Origin of the sequence: Arthrobacter sp. SLBN-112 (genome assembly GCF_030944625.1) — a bacterium.
GTDB lineage: Bacteria > Actinomycetota > Actinomycetes > Actinomycetales > Micrococcaceae > Arthrobacter.
Genome location: NZ_JAUSXY010000001.1, coordinates 1,321,956 through 1,345,370, shown reverse-complemented (window position 1 = coordinate 1,345,370; position 23,415 = coordinate 1,321,956). Strand labels below are relative to the sequence as shown.

At 64.9% G+C, this 23,415-nt stretch carries 17 protein-coding genes and 2 pseudogenes; 14 read left to right on the top strand and 5 right to left on the bottom strand.

Features of this window, described 5'->3' with window-relative positions; translation table 11 throughout:
* The first annotated feature begins 80 nt into the window (after positions 1 to 80).
* The 6 genes from uraD to QF050_RS06270 all read left to right on the top strand — a co-directional run bounded on the left by uraD (position 81) and on the right by QF050_RS06270 (position 6,375).
* Positions 81 to 578, top strand: coding sequence for a 2-oxo-4-hydroxy-4-carboxy-5-ureidoimidazoline decarboxylase (gene uraD / locus QF050_RS06295; RefSeq protein ID WP_308932113.1), 498 nt, complete (start codon positions 81 to 83; stop codon positions 576 to 578).
* Positions 575 to 913 carry a hydroxyisourate hydrolase gene (gene uraH / locus QF050_RS06290; protein WP_308929659.1) on the top strand — a complete coding sequence of 113 codons (339 nt, stop codon included), beginning with the start codon at positions 575 to 577 and terminating at the stop codon, positions 911 to 913. The genes uraD and uraH overlap by 4 nt, the downstream gene beginning before the upstream one ends.
* A gap of 81 nt (positions 914 to 994) precedes the next feature.
* Entirely contained in the window at positions 995 to 1,804 is an 810-nt protein-coding gene (locus tag QF050_RS06285) for an IclR family transcriptional regulator (protein ID WP_308929658.1), read from the top strand.
* Between the two features lie 442 nt (positions 1,805 to 2,246).
* Positions 2,247 to 3,281, top strand: a complete 1,035-nt coding sequence (locus tag QF050_RS06280) for a glycine betaine/L-proline ABC transporter ATP-binding protein (protein ID WP_308929657.1) — start codon at positions 2,247 to 2,249, stop codon at positions 3,279 to 3,281.
* Positions 3,281 to 5,302: an ABC transporter permease subunit gene (locus QF050_RS06275; RefSeq protein ID WP_308929656.1), complete on the top strand. Its 2,022-nt coding sequence runs from the start codon at positions 3,281 to 3,283 to the stop codon at positions 5,300 to 5,302. Before QF050_RS06280 ends, QF050_RS06275 begins: the two co-directional genes overlap by 1 nt.
* A gap of 95 nt (positions 5,303 to 5,397) precedes the next feature.
* On the top strand, positions 5,398 to 6,375 hold the full coding sequence (locus tag QF050_RS06270) for an ABC transporter substrate-binding protein (RefSeq protein WP_308929655.1): 978 nt from the start codon (positions 5,398 to 5,400) through the stop codon (positions 6,373 to 6,375).
* A gap of 240 nt (positions 6,376 to 6,615) precedes the next feature.
* Here the strand turns inward: QF050_RS06270 and QF050_RS06260 are convergent, their stop codons facing one another.
* Both QF050_RS06260 and QF050_RS06255 read right to left on the bottom strand, forming a co-directional pair.
* Positions 6,616 to 6,897, bottom strand: coding sequence for a hypothetical protein (locus tag QF050_RS06260; protein WP_308929654.1), 282 nt, complete (start codon positions 6,895 to 6,897; stop codon positions 6,616 to 6,618).
* 130 nt (positions 6,898 to 7,027) lie between these two features.
* Positions 7,028 to 7,708, bottom strand: coding sequence for a GntR family transcriptional regulator (locus tag QF050_RS06255; RefSeq protein ID WP_308929653.1), 681 nt, complete (start codon positions 7,706 to 7,708; stop codon positions 7,028 to 7,030).
* Positions 7,709 to 7,830: 122 nt separating this feature from the next.
* Between QF050_RS06255 and purU the strand changes: the two genes are divergently transcribed.
* The 8 genes and pseudogenes from purU (at position 7,831) to QF050_RS06215 (ending at position 19,082) form a co-directional block, all read left to right on the top strand.
* Positions 7,831 to 8,736, top strand: coding sequence for a formyltetrahydrofolate deformylase (purU, locus tag QF050_RS06250; RefSeq protein WP_308929652.1), 906 nt, complete (start codon positions 7,831 to 7,833; stop codon positions 8,734 to 8,736).
* 50 nt (positions 8,737 to 8,786) lie between these two features.
* Positions 8,787 to 11,279: an FAD-dependent oxidoreductase gene (locus QF050_RS06245; protein ID WP_308929651.1), complete on the top strand. Its 2,493-nt coding sequence runs from the start codon at positions 8,787 to 8,789 to the stop codon at positions 11,277 to 11,279.
* Positions 11,280 to 11,283: 4 nt separating this feature from the next.
* A pseudogene (locus QF050_RS06240) lies at positions 11,284 to 11,912 on the top strand (cyclodeaminase/cyclohydrolase family protein).
* Entirely contained in the window at positions 11,909 to 12,814 is a 906-nt protein-coding gene (locus QF050_RS06235) for a bifunctional 5,10-methylenetetrahydrofolate dehydrogenase/5,10-methenyltetrahydrofolate cyclohydrolase (RefSeq protein ID WP_308929650.1), read from the top strand. Before QF050_RS06240 ends, QF050_RS06235 begins: the two are co-directional and overlap by 4 nt.
* A 157-nt stretch (positions 12,815 to 12,971) precedes the next feature.
* On the top strand, positions 12,972 to 14,315 hold the full coding sequence (locus tag QF050_RS06230) for a molybdopterin molybdotransferase MoeA (RefSeq protein WP_308929649.1): 1,344 nt from the start codon (positions 12,972 to 12,974) through the stop codon (positions 14,313 to 14,315).
* Between the two features lie 339 nt (positions 14,316 to 14,654).
* The gene (locus tag QF050_RS06225; RefSeq protein ID WP_308929648.1) at positions 14,655 to 14,858 is read left to right on the top strand and encodes a hypothetical protein; all 204 of its coding nucleotides are present in this window, start codon (positions 14,655 to 14,657) and stop codon (positions 14,856 to 14,858) included.
* A 23-nt stretch (positions 14,859 to 14,881) separates the two neighbouring features.
* Positions 14,882 to 16,294 (top strand): MFS transporter, encoded by a 1,413-nt coding sequence (locus tag QF050_RS06220; protein ID WP_308929647.1) that lies wholly within the window; start codon positions 14,882 to 14,884, stop codon positions 16,292 to 16,294.
* A gap of 280 nt (positions 16,295 to 16,574) precedes the next feature.
* Positions 16,575 to 19,082, top strand: coding sequence for an FAD-dependent oxidoreductase (locus tag QF050_RS06215; protein WP_308929646.1), 2,508 nt, complete (start codon positions 16,575 to 16,577; stop codon positions 19,080 to 19,082).
* Positions 19,083 to 19,245: 163 nt separating this feature from the next.
* Here QF050_RS06215 and fdhA read toward each other — a convergent pair.
* The 3 genes and pseudogenes from fdhA to QF050_RS06200 form a co-directional block, all read right to left on the bottom strand.
* Positions 19,246 to 20,461, bottom strand: a pseudogene (fdhA, locus tag QF050_RS06210) (formaldehyde dehydrogenase, glutathione-independent).
* 132 nt (positions 20,462 to 20,593) lie between these two features.
* Complete coding sequence (locus QF050_RS06205) at positions 20,594 to 21,991, bottom strand: ferredoxin reductase (protein WP_308929645.1); 1,398 nt, start codon at positions 21,989 to 21,991, stop codon at positions 20,594 to 20,596.
* Positions 21,988 to 23,292, bottom strand: a complete 1,305-nt coding sequence (locus QF050_RS06200; RefSeq protein WP_308929644.1) for an aromatic ring-hydroxylating dioxygenase subunit alpha — start codon at positions 23,290 to 23,292, stop codon at positions 21,988 to 21,990. The genes QF050_RS06205 and QF050_RS06200 overlap by 4 nt, the downstream gene beginning before the upstream one ends.
* Positions 23,293 to 23,415: the final 123 nt, after the last annotated feature.

Here is a 23,415-nt window from a genome sequence, read left to right as displayed (position 1 = left end):
GGAAGGTCGGCGCCGGGCCAACCGGCATCCGCATAGCCGTCACCATGGATGCCAGCATGACCATCAAGGAATACGCCAGCATGAAGCTTGCCGAATTCAACGCCGCAGAGAACGCTGCGGCCCAGGCCACCCTTCGGCCGTGCATCGATGTCACCCGCTGGGTGGAGGCCGTGGCAGGAGCGCGGCCGTTCACCACCCGGGACCGGCTGCTGGAGTTCGCTGCCCAGGCGGCCAATCCTTTTACCCCCGCGGAGGTTGAAGCAGCCATGGCCCACCACCCCAGGATCGGGGAACGCCCGACGGCGGCCAGCGCCGAGGCGTCCATGTCCCGTTCCGAACAGGCCGGGGTGGACCCGGCGGATGCCGATGCTGCGGCCGACCTTGCCAGGGGCAACCGGGAGTACGAGGAAAAGTTCGGCCGGGTCTTCCTGATCCGGGCGGCCGGGCGCACCGCGCCGGAAATCCTGCAGGCCCTGAACCAGCGCCTCACCAATTCCCCCGAAGAAGAAGACACCATCGTGGCCCAGCAGCTGCGCGAGATTGCCGTGCTGCGGCTTGAAGGACTGATCAGCGAATGAGCGTTTCCCACGTCACCACCCACATCCTTGACACCGGTGCCGGGCGCCCGGCGGCGGGGGTCGCCGTCGTCCTTTTGAAGAACGACGGCGGCACCTGGCGTGAGCTGGCCACGTCCAGCACGGACGCCGACGGCCGGGCGAAGGACCTGGGGCCCGAGCAGCTGGAACCCGGCCACTACAAGCTGAACTTCGCCACGGGGAAGTACTACGCCGGGCTGCAGACGGCAACGTTCTTCCCTGAAGTGGACCTGGTCTTCGAGGTCACCGGCCCCGAGCACTACCACGTACCCCTGCTCCTGAGCCCGTTCGCGTACTCCACCTACCGCGGCAGCTAGTGCGGCCTTAGGGTGCTTGGGTGTCAAGCGCGTTAACCCAATGTCACGGCCGTCACAGTTTCGGGCATAGGATCAGGAAGTATGGCTTCGAATAGAGACCCTGAATCCGATACCGATGCCGAAGGCGGCCAGTCCGGCGGTGTGCAGTCCGTGGAGCGCGCCCTGACAGTACTGGAGATCCTCGCCCGGGAAGGGCACGCCGGCGTGAGCGAAATAGCCGAGGAAATGGGGATCCACAAGTCAACCGTCTCCCGGTTGATGGGTTCGCTGGTGACACGCGAGATGGTGCACCAGAACAGCGAGCGGGGCAAGTACCAACTTGGGTTTGGCATCCTGCGCCTGGCCAGCTCCATTCCCGGACGGCTCAGCCTGGTCCGCGAGGCACGGCCAGTCCTGGAAAGCCTGGCCGACGAATTCAAGGAAACCGTCAACCTCGCGGTCCTGCGCTCGAACTACGCGGTGAATGTGGACCAGGCCATGGGCCCGTCCACCCTGGCCACCTACGACTGGGTGGGGAGCCTGACGCCGCTGCATGCCACGTCCAGCGGCAAAGTCCTCCTGGCTGCCCTGGAGGCGGACGAGCGGGACCGAATCCTAAAGGAGACGGGCCTTGCTGCCCGCACTGCCCGCACGATCACGAGCCGCAAGGCGCTGGACGCCCAGCTGCTCGACGTCGTCGCCAAGGGGTACGCGGTGGTGCGCGAGGAGTTCGAGATCGGCCTGAATGCCGTGGCGGTGCCGGTCTACAACCACCAGGGCACCGTGATTGGCGCCCTTAGCATCTCCGGGCCGGCCTTCCGGTTCGACCCCGAGAAGATTCCAGGCCTGCTGGACGGGTTGAAGGAAGCGGGCCTCAAGGTCAGCGCCAACATGGGCTACAACCGGCAGTAGGAACAGCCAAAAGACCCCCGGGACGTCCCGGGGGTCTTTTTGCGGTTAATCAACACGCTTTTACGCAACAGAAGGCGCAATATGCAACAGGTTAACGGCTACTGCACCCCTGTCAAGGAGTATCCGGAGACGCAGTCCGTAGCTCCGTAACATCCGGACTTCAAGAAAGAACCCTTGACAAAGGGAGTGGCGTAAATCACTCTGTTGCGTAAGACGAAGTGCGTTGCTGCTAACACAACTCACTTGGTCACCCGAAATGCAGAAAGTCGATCGCAGCCTGGCTGCCCTACCCCCGCTATGACTTCGTGCAGCAAGCACAATTCACAACGTTCCCCGACGTCGGGCCCAGAGCTACAGCGGATTCCCTCTGCGCCGGCGCCCGGCAAAATCTCTACCCCACCCAAGCATGCGGTTCCAGCCTCCACCAAGCAGGAGTACAGCCATGAACAACCCCGCCATCTCAGTTCGCGACCTTTGGAAGGTCTTCGGACCAGGGGGAGAGAAGATCCCGGGAAACCGGGATCTATCTGCCCTTAGCTCTGCAGAATTGCTTGAACGCACCAGCTGCGTTGCCGCGGTCCGCAACCTGAGCTTCGACGTCGCAAAAGGCGAAGTCTTCGTGGTCATGGGATTGTCCGGGTCGGGCAAATCCACCCTGATCCGCTGCCTGACCAGGCTCATCGAGCCGACGTCCGGACAGGTTCTGGTGGACGGCAACGATGTCCTGCAGGCAGGCGTGGCTGAACTTCGGGAGCTCCGCCGGCGGAAAGTGTCGATGGTTTTCCAGCACTTCGGGCTGCTGCCGCACCGCACGGTCCTGGACAACGTCTCGTATGGACTGCAGATACGCGGAACAGCGAAGAACGAACGCCACACCAAGGCCCGGGAGATCATCGAACTTGTTGGCCTGAAGGGCTACGAACAGCACTACCCGGACCAACTGTCCGGCGGTATGCAGCAGCGGGTCGGCTTGGGTCGGGCATTGGCCGGAGACCCCGACACCATCCTCTTCGATGAGCCCTTCTCAGCACTGGACCCGCTCATCCGGCGTGACATGCAGGCAGAAGTCATCCGGCTCCACAAGGAGATGGGCAAGACCATGGTGTTCGTGACCCACGACCTCGCGGAAGCGCTGAAACTCGGAGACCGCATCCTGATCATGCGCAACGGAGAGCCTGTCCAGTGCGGCACCGGTGACGACCTTGTAGGGTCCCCGGCGGACAAGTACATCGAGGACTTCGTCTCGGAAGTCCCCCGCGCCGACGTCTTGACCCTCAAGTGGATCACGCGACCGCTTGCCGACACCACGCCCAGGGATGCAGCAGTGCTCAACTCCAGGATGATCATCCGCGACGCCATCCCGGCCGTAATGCACTCCTCCTGCCCGGTCCTTGTCGAAGAGGGCGGCAGGATCACAGGACAGATCGACCGAGACAGCATTCTTTCGGTGCTGCAACCGGCAGAAGCGGCGGCCTGATGTCTGCCCTCCTCGAAAAACAGAAAACCGTCCAGCCTGCCCCCATTGTCCTTGAAGCACGCCGCAGGCCCAGCCGAAGAACAGTGCTCCTGCTGGCCGCCGGTGCACTCTGGATCCTGGGATTCCTGCTCCTCAACGGCACGGCAACCCTGGCGTTGCCAGCCTCAGAACTGACGGACCTGCACCGCTCGCTGAACCAATTCAACGCCTGGGTCGCGGCAAACCGGGCTGACAACCCGGTCTTCCTCTACTTCTTCACGCCCCTTCGGACCGCCGTGGATGCGGTGGCGAACCTGTTTACCACCACCTTCGCAGCAACCCCCACCGGCCTGCGCCTGCCAGAAATCGGCTGGCTGGGAACGGTGGGCCTGCTCACCTGGATCGCGCTGGCCGTCGGCAATGTACGGGTAGCCCTGCTGACGGCTGTGGTCTTCGTCTTCTTCGGTTTTCAAGGCCTGTTCGTGGAAGCGACCTACACGTTCGCCCTGGTTCTGACTTCCGTGCTGCTGACACTGCTGGTGGGCATCCCGCTCGGCGTGCTGTCCGGCATCTACGGCAGGGTAGCCGGGGTCATCACCCCCGTGCTGGACTTCATGCAGACCCTGCCCACCTTCGTCTACCTGGCCCCGCTTGCCCTGGTCTTCCTGATCGGACCGGCGTCGGCAGTGATCGCCACGGTGATCTACGCTGCTCCACCGGTTATCCGCCTGACCGCACATGGTATCCGCCGCATTCCAGAGAACACCCGGGAAGCATCCGACTCGCTCGGCACCACTGGCCTGCAACGGCTCCTGACATTGCAGCTGCCCATGGCGCGCCGGACCATCGTGATGGGTATCAACCAAGGGACCATGGCCGCCCTGTCCATGGTGACCATCGCCGCCCTGATCGCAGCTCCGGGCCTTGGCCAGACGGTGGTCCGGGCACTGCAGTCCCTGGACGTTGGTACTGCCGTCAATGCCGGCCTCTCCATAGTCCTGCTGGCCATCGTGCTGGACCGGGTGACCACGGCGGCCAGCCGCCGTGCGGAGCCCGGCGCAGCCGGCAAACGCCGCTTGGGCCGCAAGACCCGCGCCGGACTCCTCGGGATCGCGCTGGCCGTAGTCCTGGTGATGGTGCAGTTGTCCAGGACCATGCTTTGGGCAGCAGCCTTTCCCCAGGACCTCAACGTTGGACCGGCAATCGTTCAGGCCGTGAACACGGCCAGCCACTGGCTGCAATCGAATGTGTCGCTCTTCACGGTATCCCTGCGTGAAGGTGTTACCGGCACGATCCTCAACCCGTTCCAATCGTTGCTGACCGACACGCCTTTCTTCATCCTCGTCGCAGTGGTCGCCATCGTGGCCTACGCACTGGGCGGCTGGAAGCTCGCTGCTGTGACCACTGCCTGCCTGGGGGTCATCATCTATCTCGGGCTCTGGAGTGACGCCATGGTCACCCTCGCCGGAACCCTCGTTGCCACCGCCGTGGTGATGGTTTTGGGCATAGTCTTTGGCGTGGCCATGGGCCGGTCCAGCCGCGTCGACCAGCTCATGCGGCCCCTGCTCGACGCGGGCCAGACCATGCCCTCCTTCGTTTACCTGGTGCCCTTCCTTGGCCTCTTCGGAGCCACACGATTCACTGCGATCATCGCGGGCATCATCTACGCCGCCCCGGTCGCCATCAAGATCACCGCCGATGGAATCGCGGCGATCTCCCCGACTGTCGTCGAGTCAGCGATCGCCAGCGGTTCGACACCGTGGCAGGTGATCACCAAGGTGCAGCTGCCCATGGCCAGGCAATCGCTGGCGCTCGCTGCCAACCAGGGGCTGATCTATGTCCTGGCCATGGTGGTGGTGGGAGCCCTCGTCGGGGCAGGCGGCCTCGGATATGACGTCGTCGCGGGATTCGTCCAGAGTTCCATTTTCGGTAAGGGCCTCGCCGCCGGCCTGGCCATCGTGTTCCTCGGAATCATGATGGACAGGATGACCCAGGCTGCCGCCGCCGCTCCGGCCCGCAGAATCCCATCTCCCTCCAGGTAACCCCTCCCCTCCTGCACACGCCAGGAAATATCTCCCCACACAGCTTGCCGCTGACCCGGCATGAAGATCCGTACGCCCCAACAAGGAGACCCACCATGAAAAAAGCTGAAAGGCTGATAAAACGCACCTTGCCGGCAATGGCCGGAGCTGCTGCCGCCGCCCTGTTCCTCGCAGGCTGCGGCGGTGCATCGGTAAACCAGACTGCTGCGGCAGGCGGAGCCACGGGAACGCCCTGCGGCAGCGTGAACGTAGCAATGAACGCCTGGGTCGGTTACACCGCCGACGCAGCCGTCTACAGCTACGTGGCGAAAAACAAGCTCGGCTGCAGCGTCGTCCAGAAGGACCTCAATGAGCAGGTCTCCTGGCAGGGCTTCGCTTCAGGCGAAGTGGACCTCATCATCGAAAACTGGGGCCACGCCGACCTGGCCAAGCAGTACATAACCGACCAAAAGGTGGCCGTTGATGCCGGCCCAACAGGAAACGAAGGGCACATCGGCTGGTACGTCCCGCCATGGATGGCAGAAAAGTACCCGGACATCACCGACGGCCAGAACCTCAACAAATACGCTTCGATGTTCACCACGTCGGAGTCCGGCGGAAAGGGGCAGGTTCTTGACGGCGACCCCGCCTTCGTCACCAATGACGAAGCGCTGGTGAAGAACCTGAACCTGGACTACAAAGTGGTCTTCGCCGGATCGGAAGCGGCCCTGATCCAGTCGTTCCGGACGGCACAGCAGAACAAGACGCCGCTACTTGGCTACTTCTACGAGCCACAATGGTTCCTCTCCGAGGTTCCGTTGAAGAAGGTAAACCTCCCGAAATGGACCGAGGGCTGCGACTCCAACCCCGAAAAGGTTGCGTGCGACTACCCGACCTACAAACTCAACAAGATCATCTCCAAAAAGCTGGAGGACAGCGGCTCGCCTGCCGCCAAGCTGGCTAAGGCATTCACCTGGACCAACGAGGACCAGAACTCGGTTGCTACGGATATACAAGGCGGTATGACGCCTGAAGCGGCGGCAAAGAAGTGGGTCGATGCCCACCAGAGCGTGGTGGATGGTTGGCTTAGCTGACAAGCATTCCTAGTGCCATACCTAGGGAAGCAGTCCGGAGGTTTCAATGCCTCGGGACTGCTTCCTTTGGTTTTGCCCAACCGCACACGCAACGGGACTCTGGCGGCGAGAACCTACTGATCAACGTCCGGGACGACGGGAGGGGTGGGCTCTCGGCTGAAGCCCCCAACATGGAACGGCTGCCGCGCAGCGTCCAGGCACCGGACGGCCGCATGGCAGCATCGAGGGCGCCAGGGATGGTCACACCCAGATCTGGTAGCCCGATGACTTGTCGAAGATCCGCCGCGTGCTGATGCCCTCAGCGGCTATCCAGAGCACCGACCCGTCCTCCGCAGCCTGGTCCACCACGCCACTGGCCACGAGCTCCCCCAGCAGCCACACTTCGACACTGCGGCCGGGCAGGCGGGCCCAGTCCGCCCGGAGGCCGAGGCGCTTCTTCGACGTGCCGCCGTCCTGCCCGCCTTGTTCGAGGTCGAGGCCGGGGGCACGAAATGGGGCTTCAAGGGTTGCCTGGGAATTCACTGGTCGCTCCGTTCGCCGGCGCCATCGCCGCTCATAAGAATCCAACACTGATATTTGATTGATATATCAATGTGAACTCAGAGTATGGTGCAGGTCACATCCGATGTCAACAGGCGGGGATGCAGCGGGTCTAGGCGTTGAAGAGTGCCTCGCGTACCGCGTGCTCGAACCCGCTCACGTGGACCTTGGCAAGTTCGGAAGCCCGCTCCTCGTCGCCGTCGATGACGGCGCGGAGCAGATCGAGGTGTTCGCGCACGTGGTGGGACAGGTCCGGCAGGCGGTCGATCACCATGCACCAGATCCGCGTTGCCAGGTTGTCGTACCGGATCAGGATGTCCTCCAGATGCGGGTTGGCAGCGGCGGCATAGATACCCTGGTGTACCCGGGCATCCAGCTGCAGCGTCTCGGTCACGGTTGCCGCGGCGACATCAAATGCCTCGACCTTCTCGAGCGTGGCCCGCAGCCCCGCCCGAACCGCAGGGGAGGCCACCCGGGCGGCCCGAGCAGCCGCAAGGGGCTCGAGCTGGGCCCGGATCTCCGAAATGAAGGAAAGGTCAGTCACGTCCACCCGTGTGGCGAAGGTGCCCCGCCGCGGGTAGGTCTTCACCAGCCGGTCCAGCTCCAGCCGCTTCAGGGCTTCGCGCACCGGAGTCCGCCCCATACCCAGATTCTTGGCAAGGAGCTCGTCGTTCAGCAGCTCTCCGGGTTTGATTTCCAGGGTCAGCAACCAGTCGCGGACGCTCTCATAGGCGACGTCTGCCAGCGACTTCCTGCCGGTGTCGTCCGCCACCGCCAAAGATTCGATTGCCATGCTGAGCCCCTTCTTCGCAAACTGGAAAAAACTATTGACCTCGCCTATGGACCAGTATACGCTGACATCCAATCTAATATATCAGTCCGCAGCTTTTGAATATATCTAGAAGGAGGAGGGACATGACCCTCATTGAAACAGCTTCAGCAACCGCTGTCCTGCCGGCGCTCAAGGAAGAGCAGGCGCAGAAGTTCGTACTGACCCTGTCCTGCCGCGAGCAGGCCGGAATTGTGCAGGCCGTGACCACGTTCCTCTTCGAGCGTGGCTTCAACATCGACGAACACCAGCAGTTCGATGACAGCCTGCGCGAGACGCTCCACCTGCGCACAGCGTTCACCGGCTCCCACGACTACACGTCAGCGATGCTCGAAGAAGAGTTCGCCGGCATCGCCAGCCGCTTCGACATGAAGTTCAGCTTCCACGACCAGACCCCCAAGCGGGTCCTGATCATGGTGTCCAAGTTCGGCCACTGCCTGAACGACCTCATCTTCCGGTGGCGCGGCGGCAGCCTGGGCGCAGAGCTGGTAGCGATCGTTTCCAACCACGAAACCCACCGTGCGATGGCGGAAGCCGCAGGGCTGCCCTTCATCTACGTCCCGGTCACCCCGGACACGAAGACCGACGCCGAGCGTCGGCTCCTGGAGCTGGTGGATGAGTACAACGCCGACCTCGTGGTCCTGGCCCGCTACATGCAGGTGCTCTCGGACGACCTCTGCCGGGCCCTGGAGGGACGGGCCATCAACATCCACCACTCGTTCCTCCCCGGGTTCAAGGGCGCACGCCCCTACCACCAGGCCTACGACCGCGGCGTCAAGCTGGTGGGTGCCACCGCCCACTACGTCACGGCGGACCTGGACGAGGGTCCGATCATCGAGCAGGAAGTCATCCGCGTGGACCACACCTATGGCCCGGCGCAATTGTCCACCGTGGGCCAGGACGCCGAGGCGCTGGCCCTCTCCCGCGCCGTCCGCTGGCACTGCCAGCACCGGGTGCTGCTGGACCAGACCAGCACCGTGGTGTTCCGGTGAGCACAGGCGCGTACGCAGACACAACCCGTAAAGCAGCAGGAGAGACCCCCTTGGAATCGTCGCCACGCATTGTCATTATCGGAGCCGGCATCGTCGGCACCAACCTCGCGGATGAACTCGTCACGCGGGGCTGGAACAACATCACCGTCCTCGACCAGGGACCCCTCAACATGCCCGGAGGCTCGACCTCGCACGCCCCGGGACTGGTCTTCCAGACCAACCCTTCCAAGTCCATGGCCCTGTTCGCCAAGTACACCGTGGAAAAGCTGCTGTCCCTGACCGAGGACGGGACCAGCTGCTTCAACCAGGTCGGCGGCCTGGAAGTGGCCACCACCGAAACCCGGCTCACCGACCTCAAGCGGAAGCTCGGCTATGCGTCGTCGTGGGGCATCGAAGGCGCCATCCTGTCACCGGCCGAGTGCAAGGAGCTGTACCCGCTTATTAACGAGGAGGACATCCTGGGCGGGCTCCACGTTCCCAGCGACGGCCTTGCCAGTGCTGCCCGCGCCGTCCAGCTCCTGATCAAGCGCACCGAGGCTGCCGGCGTCAAGTACCTGGGCAACACCACCGTCACCGGCATCGAACAGTCCGGCCGGCAGGTCACCGGCGTCCAGACGCCCGACGGCGTGATCCCGGCAGACATCGTGGTCTCCTGCGCCGGATTCTGGGGTGCGAAGATCGGCGAAATGATCGGCATGTCCGTCCCGCTGCTCCCGCTGGCCCACCAGTACGTCAAGACCACCCCGGTCCCGGATCAGCAGGGCAAAAACGAGCTGCCCAACGGCGCATCGCTGCCCATCCTGCGCCACCAGGACCAGGACCTCTACTACCGCGAGCACGGCGACCGGTACGGCATCGGTTCCTACGCCCACAAGCCCATGCCTGTTGACCTGGACGAACTCGGCACCTTCAAGCCGAACGAAATCAGCGAGCACAACATGCCCTCCCGCCTGGACTTCACCCTGGAGGACTTCCTCCCGGCGTGGGAGGCCACCAAGCAGCTGCTCCCCGCCCTGCGCGAAAGCGAAATCGAGGACGGCTTCAACGGCATCTTCTCCTTCACCCCCGACGGCGGCTCCCTCGTTGGCGAGTCCAAGGAACTCGACGGCTTCTTCGTCGCCGAAGCCGTCTGGGTCACCCACTCCGCCGGGATCGCACGCGCCGTGGCCGAACTCCTGGTGGACGGCAAGTCCTCCATCGACCTGGGCGACTGCGACATCCACCGCTTCGAGGACGTCCAGCTGACTCCCGAATACGTCAGCGAAACCTCGCAGCAGAACTTCGTGGAGATCTACGACGTCCTGCACCCGCTGCAGCCCAAGCTCTCCCCGCGCAACCTGCGCGTGTCCCCCTTCCACGCCCGGCACAAGGAACTCGGCGGCTACTTCCTCGAAGGTGCCGGCTGGGAACGCCCCTACTGGTTCGAAGCCAACGCCGACCTCCTCAAGGAAATGCCCGCCGACTGGCAGCCCCCGGCCCGCGACGCCTGGTCCGGCATGTTCAGCTCCCCCATCGCCGCCGCAGAGGCCTGGAAGACGCGCACCGCCGTCGCCATGTATGACATGACCCCGCTCAAGCGCCTCGAGGTCTCCGGCCCCGGCGCCGTGAAGCTGCTGCAGGAACTCACCACCGCCGACCTGAACAAGAAGCCGGGCGCCGTCACCTACACGCTCCTGCTCGACCACGCCGGCGGCATCCGCAGTGACATCACGGTCGCCCGCCTGTCCGAGGACACCTTCCAGCTGGGCGCCAACGGCAACATCGACACCGCCTACTTCGAACGCGCCGCCCGGCACCAGACCGAAAGCGGCGGCGCCGGCGACTGGGTCCAGGTCCGCGACACCACCGGCGGCACCTGCTGCATCGGCCTCTGGGGCCCGCTGGCCCGGGATCTGGTCAGCACCGTCAGCAGCGACGACTTCTCCAACGACGGCCTGAAATACTTCCGTGCCAAGAAGGTGGTCATCGGCGGCGTCCCCGTCACCGCCATGCGCCTGTCCTACGTCGGCGAACTCGGCTGGGAACTGTACACCAGCGCCGACAACGGCCAGCGCCTCTGGGATGCACTGTGGAAGGCCGGCCAGCCGTTCGGCGTCATCGCGGCCGGGCGGGCCGCGTTCAGCTCGCTCCGCCTGGAAAAGGGCTACCGCTCGTGGGGCACGGACATGACCACCGAGCACGACCCCTTCGAAGCCGGCCTGGGCTTCGCGGTGAAGATGGCCAAGGACAACTTCGTCGGAAAGGCAGCCCTGGAAGGCCGCACCGAGGAGAACTCCGCCCGTCGGCTGCGCTGCCTCACGGTCGACGACGGCCGCAGCCTGGTGCTCGGCAAGGAACCGGTGTTCTACAAGGACCAGGCAGTTGGCTACGTGACCAGCGCCGCCTACGGCTACTCCGTCAGGAAGCCGATCGCCTACTCCTACCTGCCCGCCGAAGTTTCGATCGGCGACTCCGTGGAGATCGAGTACTTCGGGCGCCGGATCGTCGCAACGGTCACCCAGGACCCGCTGTACGACCCCACCATGACCCGGCTCCGCGGGTAAGGCCATGATCAGCTCAGAGACAATCAGCAGCTACCTCACCCGGCTGGCCGCCAAGCAGCCGACGCCGGGCGGCGGCGCTGCCGCGGCGCTGCACGCGGCCCAGGGTGCAGCGTTGGTGGCCATGGTGGCGCGGTACACCACCGGCGCCAAGTACGAACAGCACGCACCCCTGGTGCAGCGCATCACCGCGGCAGCCGACGGTCTCATCGGTGAGGCACTGCGCCTGGCCGACGCGGACGAAGAGGCCTTCCAGGGAGTCATCGACTCCTACAAACTCCCGTCCGACACAGATGAGCTCAAGGCCGCCCGCGCGGCCGGGATCCAGTCCGCACTCATCCAGGCGGCACAAACACCCGCCCAGCTCGTCAAGTTGTCGGGCGACATCGTGGACCTTGCCACCGAACTGTTCGACGTCGCCAACGCCAACGTCATCAGCGACGTGGCAGCGGCCGCCGATGCCGCCCGGGCAGCTGCCGCCACGGCGCGCGTCAACATCGACATCAACGTCGTGGCGGTCAAGGACCCGGAAGCACGGGCCCTGCTTGCCCGGCAGACGGACGGTATTGAGGAGAAAAGGTGGTCCTGGCGGCAGATGCCCTCTCGGCCCGCGTCCGGGAAAGGATCCTTGGGTGAATACAGCAGTACTTTCCGGAAAGCCCCTGGCAGCCCGGTTCCAACAGGAGGTTCAGGAACAGGTCCGGTCGCTTGAACTCGACGGCGTTCGACCGGTCGTGGCGGTGGTCATGGCGACCGCCGACGAGTCGACGCACTGGTACGTCCGCTCCATCGAGCGGGCAGCGGAGCGCGCCGGAGTCGGCTGCCGGATCATTGACCTGGGCCACGATGCAACGGAGCCGGTGCTGGCCAACGTCCTGCGGGACCTGAGCGCCGAACCGTCAGTGAACGGCATCATCCTGCAAACCCCGTTGCCGCCCGGTGTCCGGACCGACAACCTGGTGGGCCTCATCGCCCCGGAAAAGGACATTGACGGCGCGAATCCGCTGAGCCTGGGACGGCTTGCCGTCGGGCAGCCGGCCTTTGCGCCCGCTACCGCGCGCTCCGTCGTCGAAATCCTGGAGCATTACCAAATTCCCCTGGCGGGAAAGGGCGTGGTGGTGGTGGGCCGGTCCGCCGTAGTGGGCAAACCGCTGTCCCTCCTGCTGCTGGCACGCGATGCCGCCGTGACGATCTGCCATTCCAGGTCGGGCCCGCTGGAGCGTTACACGAAGGACGCCGATGTCGTGGTGGTCGCCGCCGGGCGCGCCGGGCTGCTGACCGGCGGCCAGGTCTCCTCCCGGACAGTAGTGGTCGACGTCGGCACGAACGTCCTACCCGACGGCTCGCTGGTGGGTGACGTGGACGAAGCCAGCGTCACCGGGACGGCAGCGGCGCTCACCCCGGTTCCCGGCGGCGTGGGCTCAGTGACCACGGCATTGCTGCTCCTTCACACCGTGGAGGCCGCACGCAGGCAAGTGCCTTCCCTGCCGCTGGCGGCCGGGGCCCTGGAGTCCCAGGTCCTGGAAGCCGCGGGCTAGGAAAGGCACAGCGTTAGCAACGGGTGTCCCGTTTTCCGTGAAAGGTGCTTCGATGGGCCTAAGACCTGGGGAGGTATTCCTCATCGAAGCACCGTTTTCGGAAAACGGGGCCCCGCAACCGGCATGGTGCCGGTGACTTAATAAGGAGGGGGCCCGGATGCCCGCCAATGCACTGACAGCCACAGTTTCCAGCAGCACGGCTGCGCCGGATCCCGTCCCGGAACGCGGGTGCATACCGTGGTTCGAAGCGCGCCATGCAGCCTTCTGCGCCGCCGGTCCGCTCCCGCCCGTGGCCGTCCCGCTTACTAAGGCGATTGGGCGGATCCTGAGCCGTGATGTCAGCGCGCTTCAGGACCTGCCGCACTACGCCTCGTCCGCCATGGACGGCTGGGCCGTGAACGGGCCCGGTCCATGGCTGCTGGCCGGATCCGGCCACCACGCCTCCCTCCCCCACACAGACAACAGGTTCCTGCCTGCAAACAGTGCCGCTGTGATAGCCACCGGCGGTCTGGTGCCGCACGGCGCCGACGCCGTGCTGCGGAAGGAAAGCGGCCTGGCCGCAAGGGATCTCAACGGCAACCACGTCCTGACACTGCGTGCCGACGCGAAGGCCGGTGAACCGCGCACCGGCCAACACATCCGCCCCGCCGGGCAGGAAGCCCGGTCAGGGGACGTCCTCATACCTGCCGGCACTGTCCTTAATCCAGCGCATGTGGCCCTGGCTGCGGCGGCAGGGCACGACACTGTGCACGTCCGTTCCCGGCCCGGTGTCGCCGTCGTACTGACCGGGGCTGAAGTGGTGACGCAGGGCGTTCCGGCGCCTGGACAGGTCCGCGACACCTTTGGCCCGCAGCTTGGAGCCGTGGTTTCCCTCCTGGGAGGGAGTGCCGGCAGCCCGCAGAGAATCGGCGACTCCTTTGGCGGCTGGCTGGATGCCTTGGACAGCCCCGTCCTGCCCGCCGGCGGGCACGCAGATGTCATCATCACCACCGGCGGCACCGGGAAATCCGGGACGGACCATTTCCGTGCCGCCATCGACGCCCTGGGCGGACAGCTGCTGGTGGACGGCATCGCGATGCGTCCCGGCCATCCGGCCGTGCTCGCCGGGCTTCCCGACGGGCGGTTCGTGATCGGCCTGCCGGGCAATCCCTTGGCGGCCGTGATGGCCCTGCTCACCATCGGCGCACCCCTGATCGCCTCGCTTGGGGCCGCGCAGTTGCCTCCGTTGCAGCTCGTGATGTCCGGCTGCGACATCGAGGGCGATCCAGGAAGGACACGCCTGATCCCCTGCCGGTTCCTGTCCGGCCTTGCGTTCCCGGTCGAGCACACCGGCCCCGGTATGATGCGGGGGCTTGCCTGGGCCGACGCAGTCATGGCCGTTCCTCCCGAGGGCGTTGACTCAGGCGGACCCGTTCCCGTGCTCCCGCTTCCGTGGGCAGCACAACCGGCAATCGCAAGCACACCCGGGGCGCAAGGACGGAACACCGCATGGCACGTATGACCCAACGCCGGAGGAGGATCCAGCACTTCGATCCATCGCGGGATCCCGTCCGGAGCACGAAGCAAGAACGCTTACATACTTCGTCTTCCACAGGTCACGCTCTTGACATTGGGTGTGAGCTAGCGCACGATTTTGTTGCATAGAGCGAATGTTGTTGATCATCACGGAACGAAGCTCACCCGGAGAGGCTCCCGTCCCCCGACTCCACCCGTGATGACCCTGGAAACAGACGAACGAATTCACGATGGCCGATCCGAAGGGGAGCCCTGGCTCGCGGACCAGCCGCACAACGTTGTCAGCATCCATGCGGCAGCGCTACATCACCAAAGGAAACTGTTTATGACTATCAAAGGTGGCAGCACCATCGATCAAAGCAGTGCAGAGCGCCGGAACCTGGGGACGACGCCGAAGTCATCCCGCGAGTCCCGCGCGTCCATGTCGGCCGGCATCGAACCAGTCGGCCTCGTCCACGGGTCGCTGAGGGCTGCGGCTGTCCGTGCATCCAGGAAACGGCGCTCTGGTGCCGTCAGCGGTTTGCGCTGAAGCCGGAAAGGGAACGAATCTCAATGATCAATCCGACCAGCACGACGGCCTCCGTCGACGCCCCCCTATCAAAAGAGACCAGCTCCAAGTTCAAACGCCGCTTCATGGTGCGGCTTGTCGCCGTCTTCATCGGCGGCATGTTCCTCGACGGTTACATCCTCGGAATCATCGGCCCCGTCGCCGGATCCATGCGGTCAGATCTCCAGCTCGACGCGCTGTCTCTGGGCATGATCGCTGCAGGCCCGCTCGTTGGTATCTTCGTCGGCTCCCCCCTGGCCGGCTGGGCTACTGACAAGTTCGGACGCAAACCCATGTTCCTCGTGGACATGGGCCTGTTCCTGGTCGCCTCAACGGCCCAGTTCTTCATAACCTCCGGAGACGGGGCCGTGATCCAGCTGGCCGCCATCCGGTTCCTCATGGGCGTCGCGATCGGCGGCGAGTACTCCATCGGTGGGCCATTGCTCTCAGAGTTCTCCCCTCCAAAGCTCCGCGGGCGATTGCTCGGGCTGACTCTGATCGCCTGGTACGTCGGTTTCATGGCGGCATTCATCGTCGGCACGCTCCTGCACGACGCCGGCGCCCCATGGCGCCTCGTACTCGGCACTTGCGCGATACTCGCGCTCGTCCTGTTCCTCGCCCGCCTGGGCCTCCCCGAATCGCCGAGCTGGCTCATTACGAAGGGCCGGCGTGAGGAAGCACTCGCGATCGCACACCGCTATGTCGAATCGCCCCAGATGCACGAAAGCATCACCGGAGAGATCGATCTGAGGATGATCCAGGAGGCCCAAGCCGCGAAGAGTGGGACCAAAATCAAGAACGCCTCCTTCGGATTGCTGTTCTCAAGGCAGTACTGGCGCACCACCCTCTTCACTGCAGGTTTTTGGTTCTGCGCGGTCACTCCGTACTTCGCGATCGCGACCTTCGCCGACGAGGTGCTCACCCAATTCGGCTTCGGCGGCGGCTGGGCCGGTGGAGTCGGCCTGTCCGCACTTGCGGTCGCGGGTGTTGTCACCAGCGTACTTCTGATTGACAAGCTCGGCCGGCGAATCCTCACCGTGCCCGGGCAGTGGCTCTGCGCGGGTATCCTGCTGGTCATCGGAGTCTGGGGGAGCGCACCAGCGATCCTCGTGCTCGTCCTGTTTCTCGCCTTCTCCTACTTCAATGCCGGCTACACCACGATGACCCAGGTCTACCCGGCCGAGGTATTCCCCGGCAACCTGCGCGGCGTCGGCATGGGCTTCGCCGCGGCCTTCAGCCGCATCGGAGCCGCACTCGGCACCTTCGCCCTGCCATGGGCGATCGCCAACATCGGCATGGGTGCAACCATGGTCATAGCCGCCGCCGTCGCATTACTCGGCGCAGTCCTCTCGCAGTGGCTCGCGCCTGAGACGAAGGGGCGCACCCTCGCGGAGATCTCAGCAAACTTCTCCCACTGACACCACGCCGCCGGGCAACCGATAATCGGGCCCAACATACAGAGGCCTTCGCCGCAACAGCGGCGGAGGCCTCTTTTCCGTGTCCAGCACGCGTGCGCCGAATCCAGCCAGAACGTGCTGAAACAGTAACGGCAGCGGGCGCAACAATGCAGGAAACCCTTGACAATCCATGTGAGCTGCGCCACCGTGTTGCATATAGTGATGCGCGTTGCTCATAGCGAAGCAAATTCCATCACCCGGTCAGGCGGATTCCAGCACCAACCAGGAGAACCACGAAATTATGAGCGCATCACCCCGCGTCGTCATCATCGGAGCCGGCATCGTCGGCACCAACCTCGCCGACGAGCTGGCAGGCCGCGGCTGGAACGACATCACCGTCGTCGAGCAGGGCCCGCTGGAGCTGGCAGGCGGCTCCACATCGCATGCTCCGGGCCTCGTGTTCCAGAACAACCCGTCCAGGACCATGACGGAATTCGCAACGTACACCGTCAACAAGCTGCTCGCCCTGAGCAAGGACGGCCAGTCCTGCTTCAACCAAGTAGGCGGCCTGGAACTGGCAACGACTCCGGAGCGCCTGGCCGACCTCAAGCGCAAGATGGGCGTGATGACCTCCTGGGGTGTCGAAAGCCGGATCGTGGACGCCGACGAATGCGAAAAGATCTACCCCCTGCTGAACACAGGCAAGCTCAGCGGCGGCCGGGAGGTCCTGGGCGGCCTGCTCATCCCCACCGACGGCCTCGCCCTGGCGGCCCGCGCCGTACAGCTGCTGATCGAGCGCACGCGCGAACGCGGCGTCACCTACCGCGGGTCCACCACCGTCACCGGCATCGCCCGTGAGGGCGGCAAGGTCACCGGCGTCGAGACCTCCGCCGGACTGATCCCTGCCGACATCGTGGTGTCCTGCGCAGGGTTCTGGGGCCGTGAGCTCGGCAAGATGGTGGGCCTGGAGGTGCCGCTCCTGCCGCTGGCCCACCAGTACGTGGTGACCACGCCCCTTGCCGAACTTGAGGGCGTCAACGAGCTGCCGCAGGGTGCCAGCAAGCCCATCCTGCGCTACCAGGACAAGGACCTGTACTACCGCGAGTGGGGCGACCGCATCGGCATCGGCAGCTACGCGCACCGACCGATGCCCGTGGACATGTCTGCACTGCCGAAGGTCCCGGCCGGGGAGATGTCCGACCACCGCATGCCCTCCCGCCTGGACTTCACCCTTGAAGACTTCGTACCCGCGTGGGAGGACAGCCAGGACCTGCTGCCGGCACTGCGCAGCACCGGAATCCAGGATGGCTTCAACGGTATTTTCTCCTTCACCCCCGACGGCGGCCCGCTCATGGGCGAGGCGCCTGACCTCGAGGGTTTTTTCGTGGCGGAAGCCGTTTGGGTCACGCACTCGGCCGGCGTTGCCAAGGCCATGGCAGAGCTGATCATCGATGGCCAGCCGCAGACCGACCTGCACGGCTGCGAGCTGACCCGTTTCGAGAAGGTGCAGACCTCCGACGCCTACGTCAGCGAAACCTCCCAGCAGAACTTCGTGGAGATCTACGATGTGATGCACCCGCTGCAGCCGCGTGAATCCCCGCGCGACCTGCGCGTCAGCCCATTCAACGTCCGCCAGAAGGAACTCGGCGCCTTCTTCCTTGAGTCCGCCGCTTGGGAACGCCCGCACTGGTTCGAAGCCAACCGCGGACTCCTCGAGGAACTTCCCGCCGAATGGCGGACCCCGGAACGCGACGACTGGTCCGCCATGTTCCACTCCCCCATTTCCGCCGCCGAAGCGTGGAAGACGCGCACCGCCGTCGGACTTTTCGATATGACGCCGCTGAAGCGCCTCTCCGTCGCCGGCCCCGGCGCCCAGGCACTGCTGCACCGGCTCAGCACCGGCAACATTGCCAAAAAGCCGGGTGCCGTGACGTACTGCCTGCTGCTGGCGGACGACGGCGGCATCCGCTCGGACGTGACGGTCGCACGGCTGGCCGAGGAAGAGTTCCAGCTGGGCGTCAACAGCAACGTCGACTTCGATTACCTCCGGGTGGAGGCCCGCCGGCAATCCGCGGCCGATCCCTCCCGGTGGGTCCACGTCACGGACATCACAGGCAGCACCTGCTGCATCGGTTTGTGGGGTCCGCTGGCCCGCGAAGTGATTGGCAAGGTCAGCACCGACGACCTCACCAACGACGGCCTGAAGTACTTCCGGACCAAGGAAATCTCGGTGGGCGGCATCCCGGTGACGGCCATGCGGCTCTCCTACGTGGGCGAACTCGGCTGGGAGCTCTACACCACCGCCGAGTACGGGCTCAAGCTCTGGGACCTGCTGTTCGAGGCCGGCCAGGAGCACGGCATCATCGCTGCCGGCCGCGGCGCCTTCAACAGCATGCGCCTTGAGAAGGGCTACCGACTGTGGGGCACGGACATGACGTCGGAGCACCACCCCTACCAGGCGGGGCTGGGCTTCTCCGTGGCGAAGGACAAGACCGGGTTCGTGGGTGCCGAGGCGCTGGCGTCGCTCCGCGTGCAACCGGCGGCGAAGATTCTGCGCTGCCTGACGGTCGACGACGGCACGTCCGTGGTGCTGGGCAAGGAACCGGTGTACGTGGGCGGGGAAGCCGCTGGTTACGTCACGAGCGCGGCGTACGGCTTCACCATCGGCAAGCCCATCGCCTACGCCTGGCTGCCCTCGTCGGTGTCCGAAGGAGACGCCGTGGAGATCGAGTACTTCGGCCGGCGCGTGGCCGCCACCGTCAGCACCGAGCCGCTCTTTGACCCGGGCATGGAGCGCCTCCGCGGCTGATCTGCCCCAATCACACCAGGTGGTTGGGCCTGCTTGAGACCGGCAGGCCCAACCACCTTTTTGTTGCCCGCGGAGCGGCATTGTCGGCAACGAAAAAGGAGCCAGTCCCAAGGTAGATCCTTGGGACTGGCTCCCATGCTCTTCAGAAACCGGGCTCCGGATATCAGTTGTTGAGGTAACCGTTCGGGTCCAGGACGTACTTCGTGGCAGCTCCGGCGTCGAACTCCGCGTATCCGCGCGGGGCATCGTCGAGCGAAATGGCCGTGGCGTTGACCGCCTTGGCGATCTGGATCCTGTCATGGAGGATGGCCATCATCAGCTGGCGGTTGTACTTCATGACCGGGCATTGGCCCGTGGTGAAGGAGAGGGACTTCGCCCAACCGGTGCCCAGGGACAGGGACAGGCTGCCCTTTCGTGCGGCCTCGTCCGCGGCTCCCGGGTCCCCCGTGACGTAGAGGCCGGGAATACCCACGGAGCCGCCCGCGGTAGTGAGGTCCATCAGTGAGTTCAGCACGGTGCCCGGTGCCTCCTGGGCGCCGTGGCCGTGTCCGCGGGCCTCAAAGCCGACGGCGTCGATGCCGGAGTCGACCTCCCGGACGCCGAGGATCTGCTCGATCTGGTCTGCGGGGTCGCCGTTGGCCACATTGACGGTTTCGCAGCCAAAGGACCGGGCCTGGGCCAGGCGGTCTTCGTTAAGGTCGCCCACGATGACCACCGCGGCACCCAGCAGTTGGGCGCTGGCGGCCGCGGCAAGCCCGACAGGGCCGGCCCCCGGCAACGTAGACGGTGGACCCCACGCCGACGCCTGCCGTGACTGCGCCGTGGAAGCCGGTGGGGAGGATGTCGGAGAGCATCGTCAGGTCCATGATCTTCTCCAGGGCCTGGTCCCGGTCGGGGAACCGCAGCAAGTTCCAGTCCGCGTAGGGGACCAGCACGTACTCGGCCTGGCCGCCCACCCAGCCGCCCATGTCCACATAGCCGTAGGCGGATCCGGGGCGGTCCGGGTTGACGTTCAGGCAGATGCCGGTCTTGCGCTCCTTGCAGTTCCGGCAGCGTCCGCAGGAGATGTTGAACGGGACGGAGACGATGTCCCCGACCTTGATGAATTCGACGTCGGGTCCGGTCTCAATGACTTCGCCGGTGATCTCGTGGCCCAGGACCAGGCCGGCCGGGGCCGTGGTCCGGCCGCGGACCATGTGCTGGTCGGACCCGCAGATGTTGGTGCTCACGGTGCGCACGATGACCCCGTGCGGGACCTTCCGGCCAACATTGGCGGGATTGACGCCGGGGCCGGCTTTCAGTTCAAACGAGGGATACGGGGTGTCGATGACCTCGACGACCCCGGGCTCCTTGTACGCAACGGCTTTGTTACCTGACATGGGCATGGCTCCTTTGATTGGCGTTCAATAGCCACGGAAGGCCTGACGCTGGCTGCATCAGACCCTTCCGTGTGGTTCTAGCTTGCGGTGAATCTTGGGACAGGGCGCGGCGCCCACGGCTCCTGGGAGCGGCTAGGCGTCGATCACCATGTCGGTGCGCGCGGTGGAGCAGCAGGGAAGGAACTTGCCCGCATCGATTTCCCGTTTGCGGATTCCGCCCTGGTGGTTCATGTCGATCTCCCCGGACAGCTTGACCACCTTGCAGGAGCCGCACATGCCCTCCTTGCAGTTGGCGCCGATCCGGACACCAGCACGCTGTGCCACCTCAAGGATGTGCTCCTCCGGGTCGATCCGCACATTGATTCCGGTGCGCATGAAGGACAGGGTGAGGCTTCCAGTTCCCACGGTGTCGAAGCTGGACGCATCCGGGGTTGCGGCTTCCGTCGCGGATCCGGCGGCTTCCGCCGAGGCCGGGGCGGCAGCTTCCAGCGGCAGCCCCGTGGCCTGCAGGGTTCCGTCCTCGTCGTAGCCGGGCTCATAGATCCCGAACGCTGCCGGCTGGCTCTCGAAGTAGTCCTCGGCGGACTCGGCGATCTCATCGGCGATTTCCTCGGCGATATCCGCTGCCAGGGCGAGCTCGGCCTGGTATTCGAGGAGGGTCTGCCGGTCGCCGGAGAAGAACTCCATGTAGATGGAGGTGTCGTCGACGCCCACGTTTTTGAGCAGCTCAGTGGCGGTGTTCAGGTACCCCTCGGGTCCGCAGCTGTACACCTGCCGGCCGTTGGCGTCGGGCGCCACCTCGTCGATCATGGCCGCCGTCAGCCTTCCGGTGAAGCCTTCCCAGTCCTCGGGCCTGCCTCGGTCACCAAGGGCGTAGAAGACCTTGATGCGCGAGTCCACCGAAGCGATGTAGGCCAGCTCCCGGTGGAAGGCGAAGCCGCCGGCTTCAGCGCCGTGGTAGAGCACCACCACATCGGCGGTTCCGGGCAGGGAGTGGATGGTCCGCAGCATCGACATGATGGGAGTGATGCCTGCGCCGGCTGCCAGGAAGAGGTACCGGGCGCGCCGGTCGGCGTCAGGCAGGTGGAATGCCCCAACAGGTCCCAGCATGTCCAGGACGGTGCCGGGCCTGACGTTCTCATGCACCCATGGGGAAACCAGTCCGCCGGGGTCGCGCTTGACGGTGACGTTGAAGGTCCACGGTTCCGTGGGTGAGCTGGACAGCGAGTAGCTGCGGTCCACCGGTTCCAAGTCCTCGCCGTTCACGGGGAAGGCGATGTTCACGTACTGGCCCGCGCGGAACGCCAGGGGCGCGCCGTCGCAGCGGCGGAAGACGAAGGTCATCATGCCGCCCGCTTCGGGAACGGTTTCGACGCATTCGGCCATGAACTCCTGCGGATGCCACGGCCCAAGAGCCTTGGCTGCGCTGGCCGGTCCTTCGATGCTGCCCATAACCCGGTTCCACGGCATTTCAAGGCCGCGGATGCGCTGTGGTTCCTGGACCGGCGTCTCAGTGAGGACGTCAATCATGCCAAGTGCTCCTGCACGCGCTTGACGTACCAGTTGATGAAGGCCTCCACCTGGTATTCGCTCTTCATGTACGGGCCGGGCTCGTAGGCGGGGCTGGCAGCACCCTGCTGGCATAGTTCAACGAACGCCTTGTCCTGCAGGTTGGTCTGCTTCCAGGTGTAGGTGAGCTTTTCGAGGTCGTAGTCAACGCCTTCCTCGGCGTCGTCAGCCACCAGCCAGGTGGTGCGGACCAGGGACTGGTGCTCGTTGATGGGGAAGACTCCGAACGTGATGACGTGGTCACCCAGGAAGTGGAACCAGCTGTTGGGCTGCAGGTGCATCGAGCAGCGGCCCAGGCGGAAGTCCCGAAGGTCGCCGAGCAGCTTCTTGGAGAGCCTGCGACCGTCGGCGGAGAACGACTCGCCTTCGCCGTCCAGGGATTCGCGCGAGATGCGGATACCGGCAATGCGGGTATCGAGTTCCTCAACCACCTCGTAGGGCAGGCCATAGCGGCGGCACCGCTCCTCGAGGGAGGACTGGGCTTCCTTGTTGCGGTCCCAGACCTCTTCAAGGTGGGCCGGGACCAGTCCCTCGGTCAGGCCCCACGTGGGGAAGAGCGAGCAGGCGAGTTCCGGGTGTCCGTCGCAGTGGTAGCACTCACGGTTGTTCTCCATGACGAGCTTCCAGTTGCCCTCTTCGATGATGTTCTGCTGGTAGGCAATCTTCGTCTTGGACAGGTCGTGGGGTGCGAGGTAAGGCTCGAAAATCTTGGCGGTCTCGTCGAAGTCTGCGGGCGGAACGTCTGCGATGCAGACGAAGATGAGCCCGGCAACCTCGCGGCTGTGGGCGCGCTTGAGGGCAAAGCAGTTCTTGTCGAACTTGGCTTCGCCGGGGGCGGATGCGTGGATCAGGTTGCCCTCAGGGGAGTAAGTCCAGGAGTGGTAGCCGCAGACCAGGTTTCCGGTGGAACCGGCAGCTTCGGTCAGGACGCGTGCACCGCGGTGGCGGCAGACGTTGTGCAGGACATTAACGTCGCCCTCGTCGGTGCGCAGCACAATCAGGGAGTAGGGGCCGTAGTCGACCGTGATGTAGTCGCCCGGCTCCGGCAGCTCGGCAACGCTGCCGGCAAAGATCCAGTGCTGGCCGAAGATGGCCTCCATGTCGAGCTTGAAGATTGTCGGGTCGGTGTAGAAGGGGGCATCGAGGGAGTAGCCGGTGCGCCGCAAAGCGAACAACTCGGTAATTTCAGCCAGCTGCTCGGCAGGCAATGCTGAGGCGAGCTTTCCGCGTGCGCTGAGGGGCGCGTTCACTGAGGTGGTCATGTGTTTCCTCCCGATAGGGCTGGGTAGTAAGCGATTTGCGGTGATTACGGAGCAGGTGGGGCAACAGAGGGTGTCCAAGACGTTCTGTTCATGAATGTGGGGAGGTCCATCAGCAACAGAAGC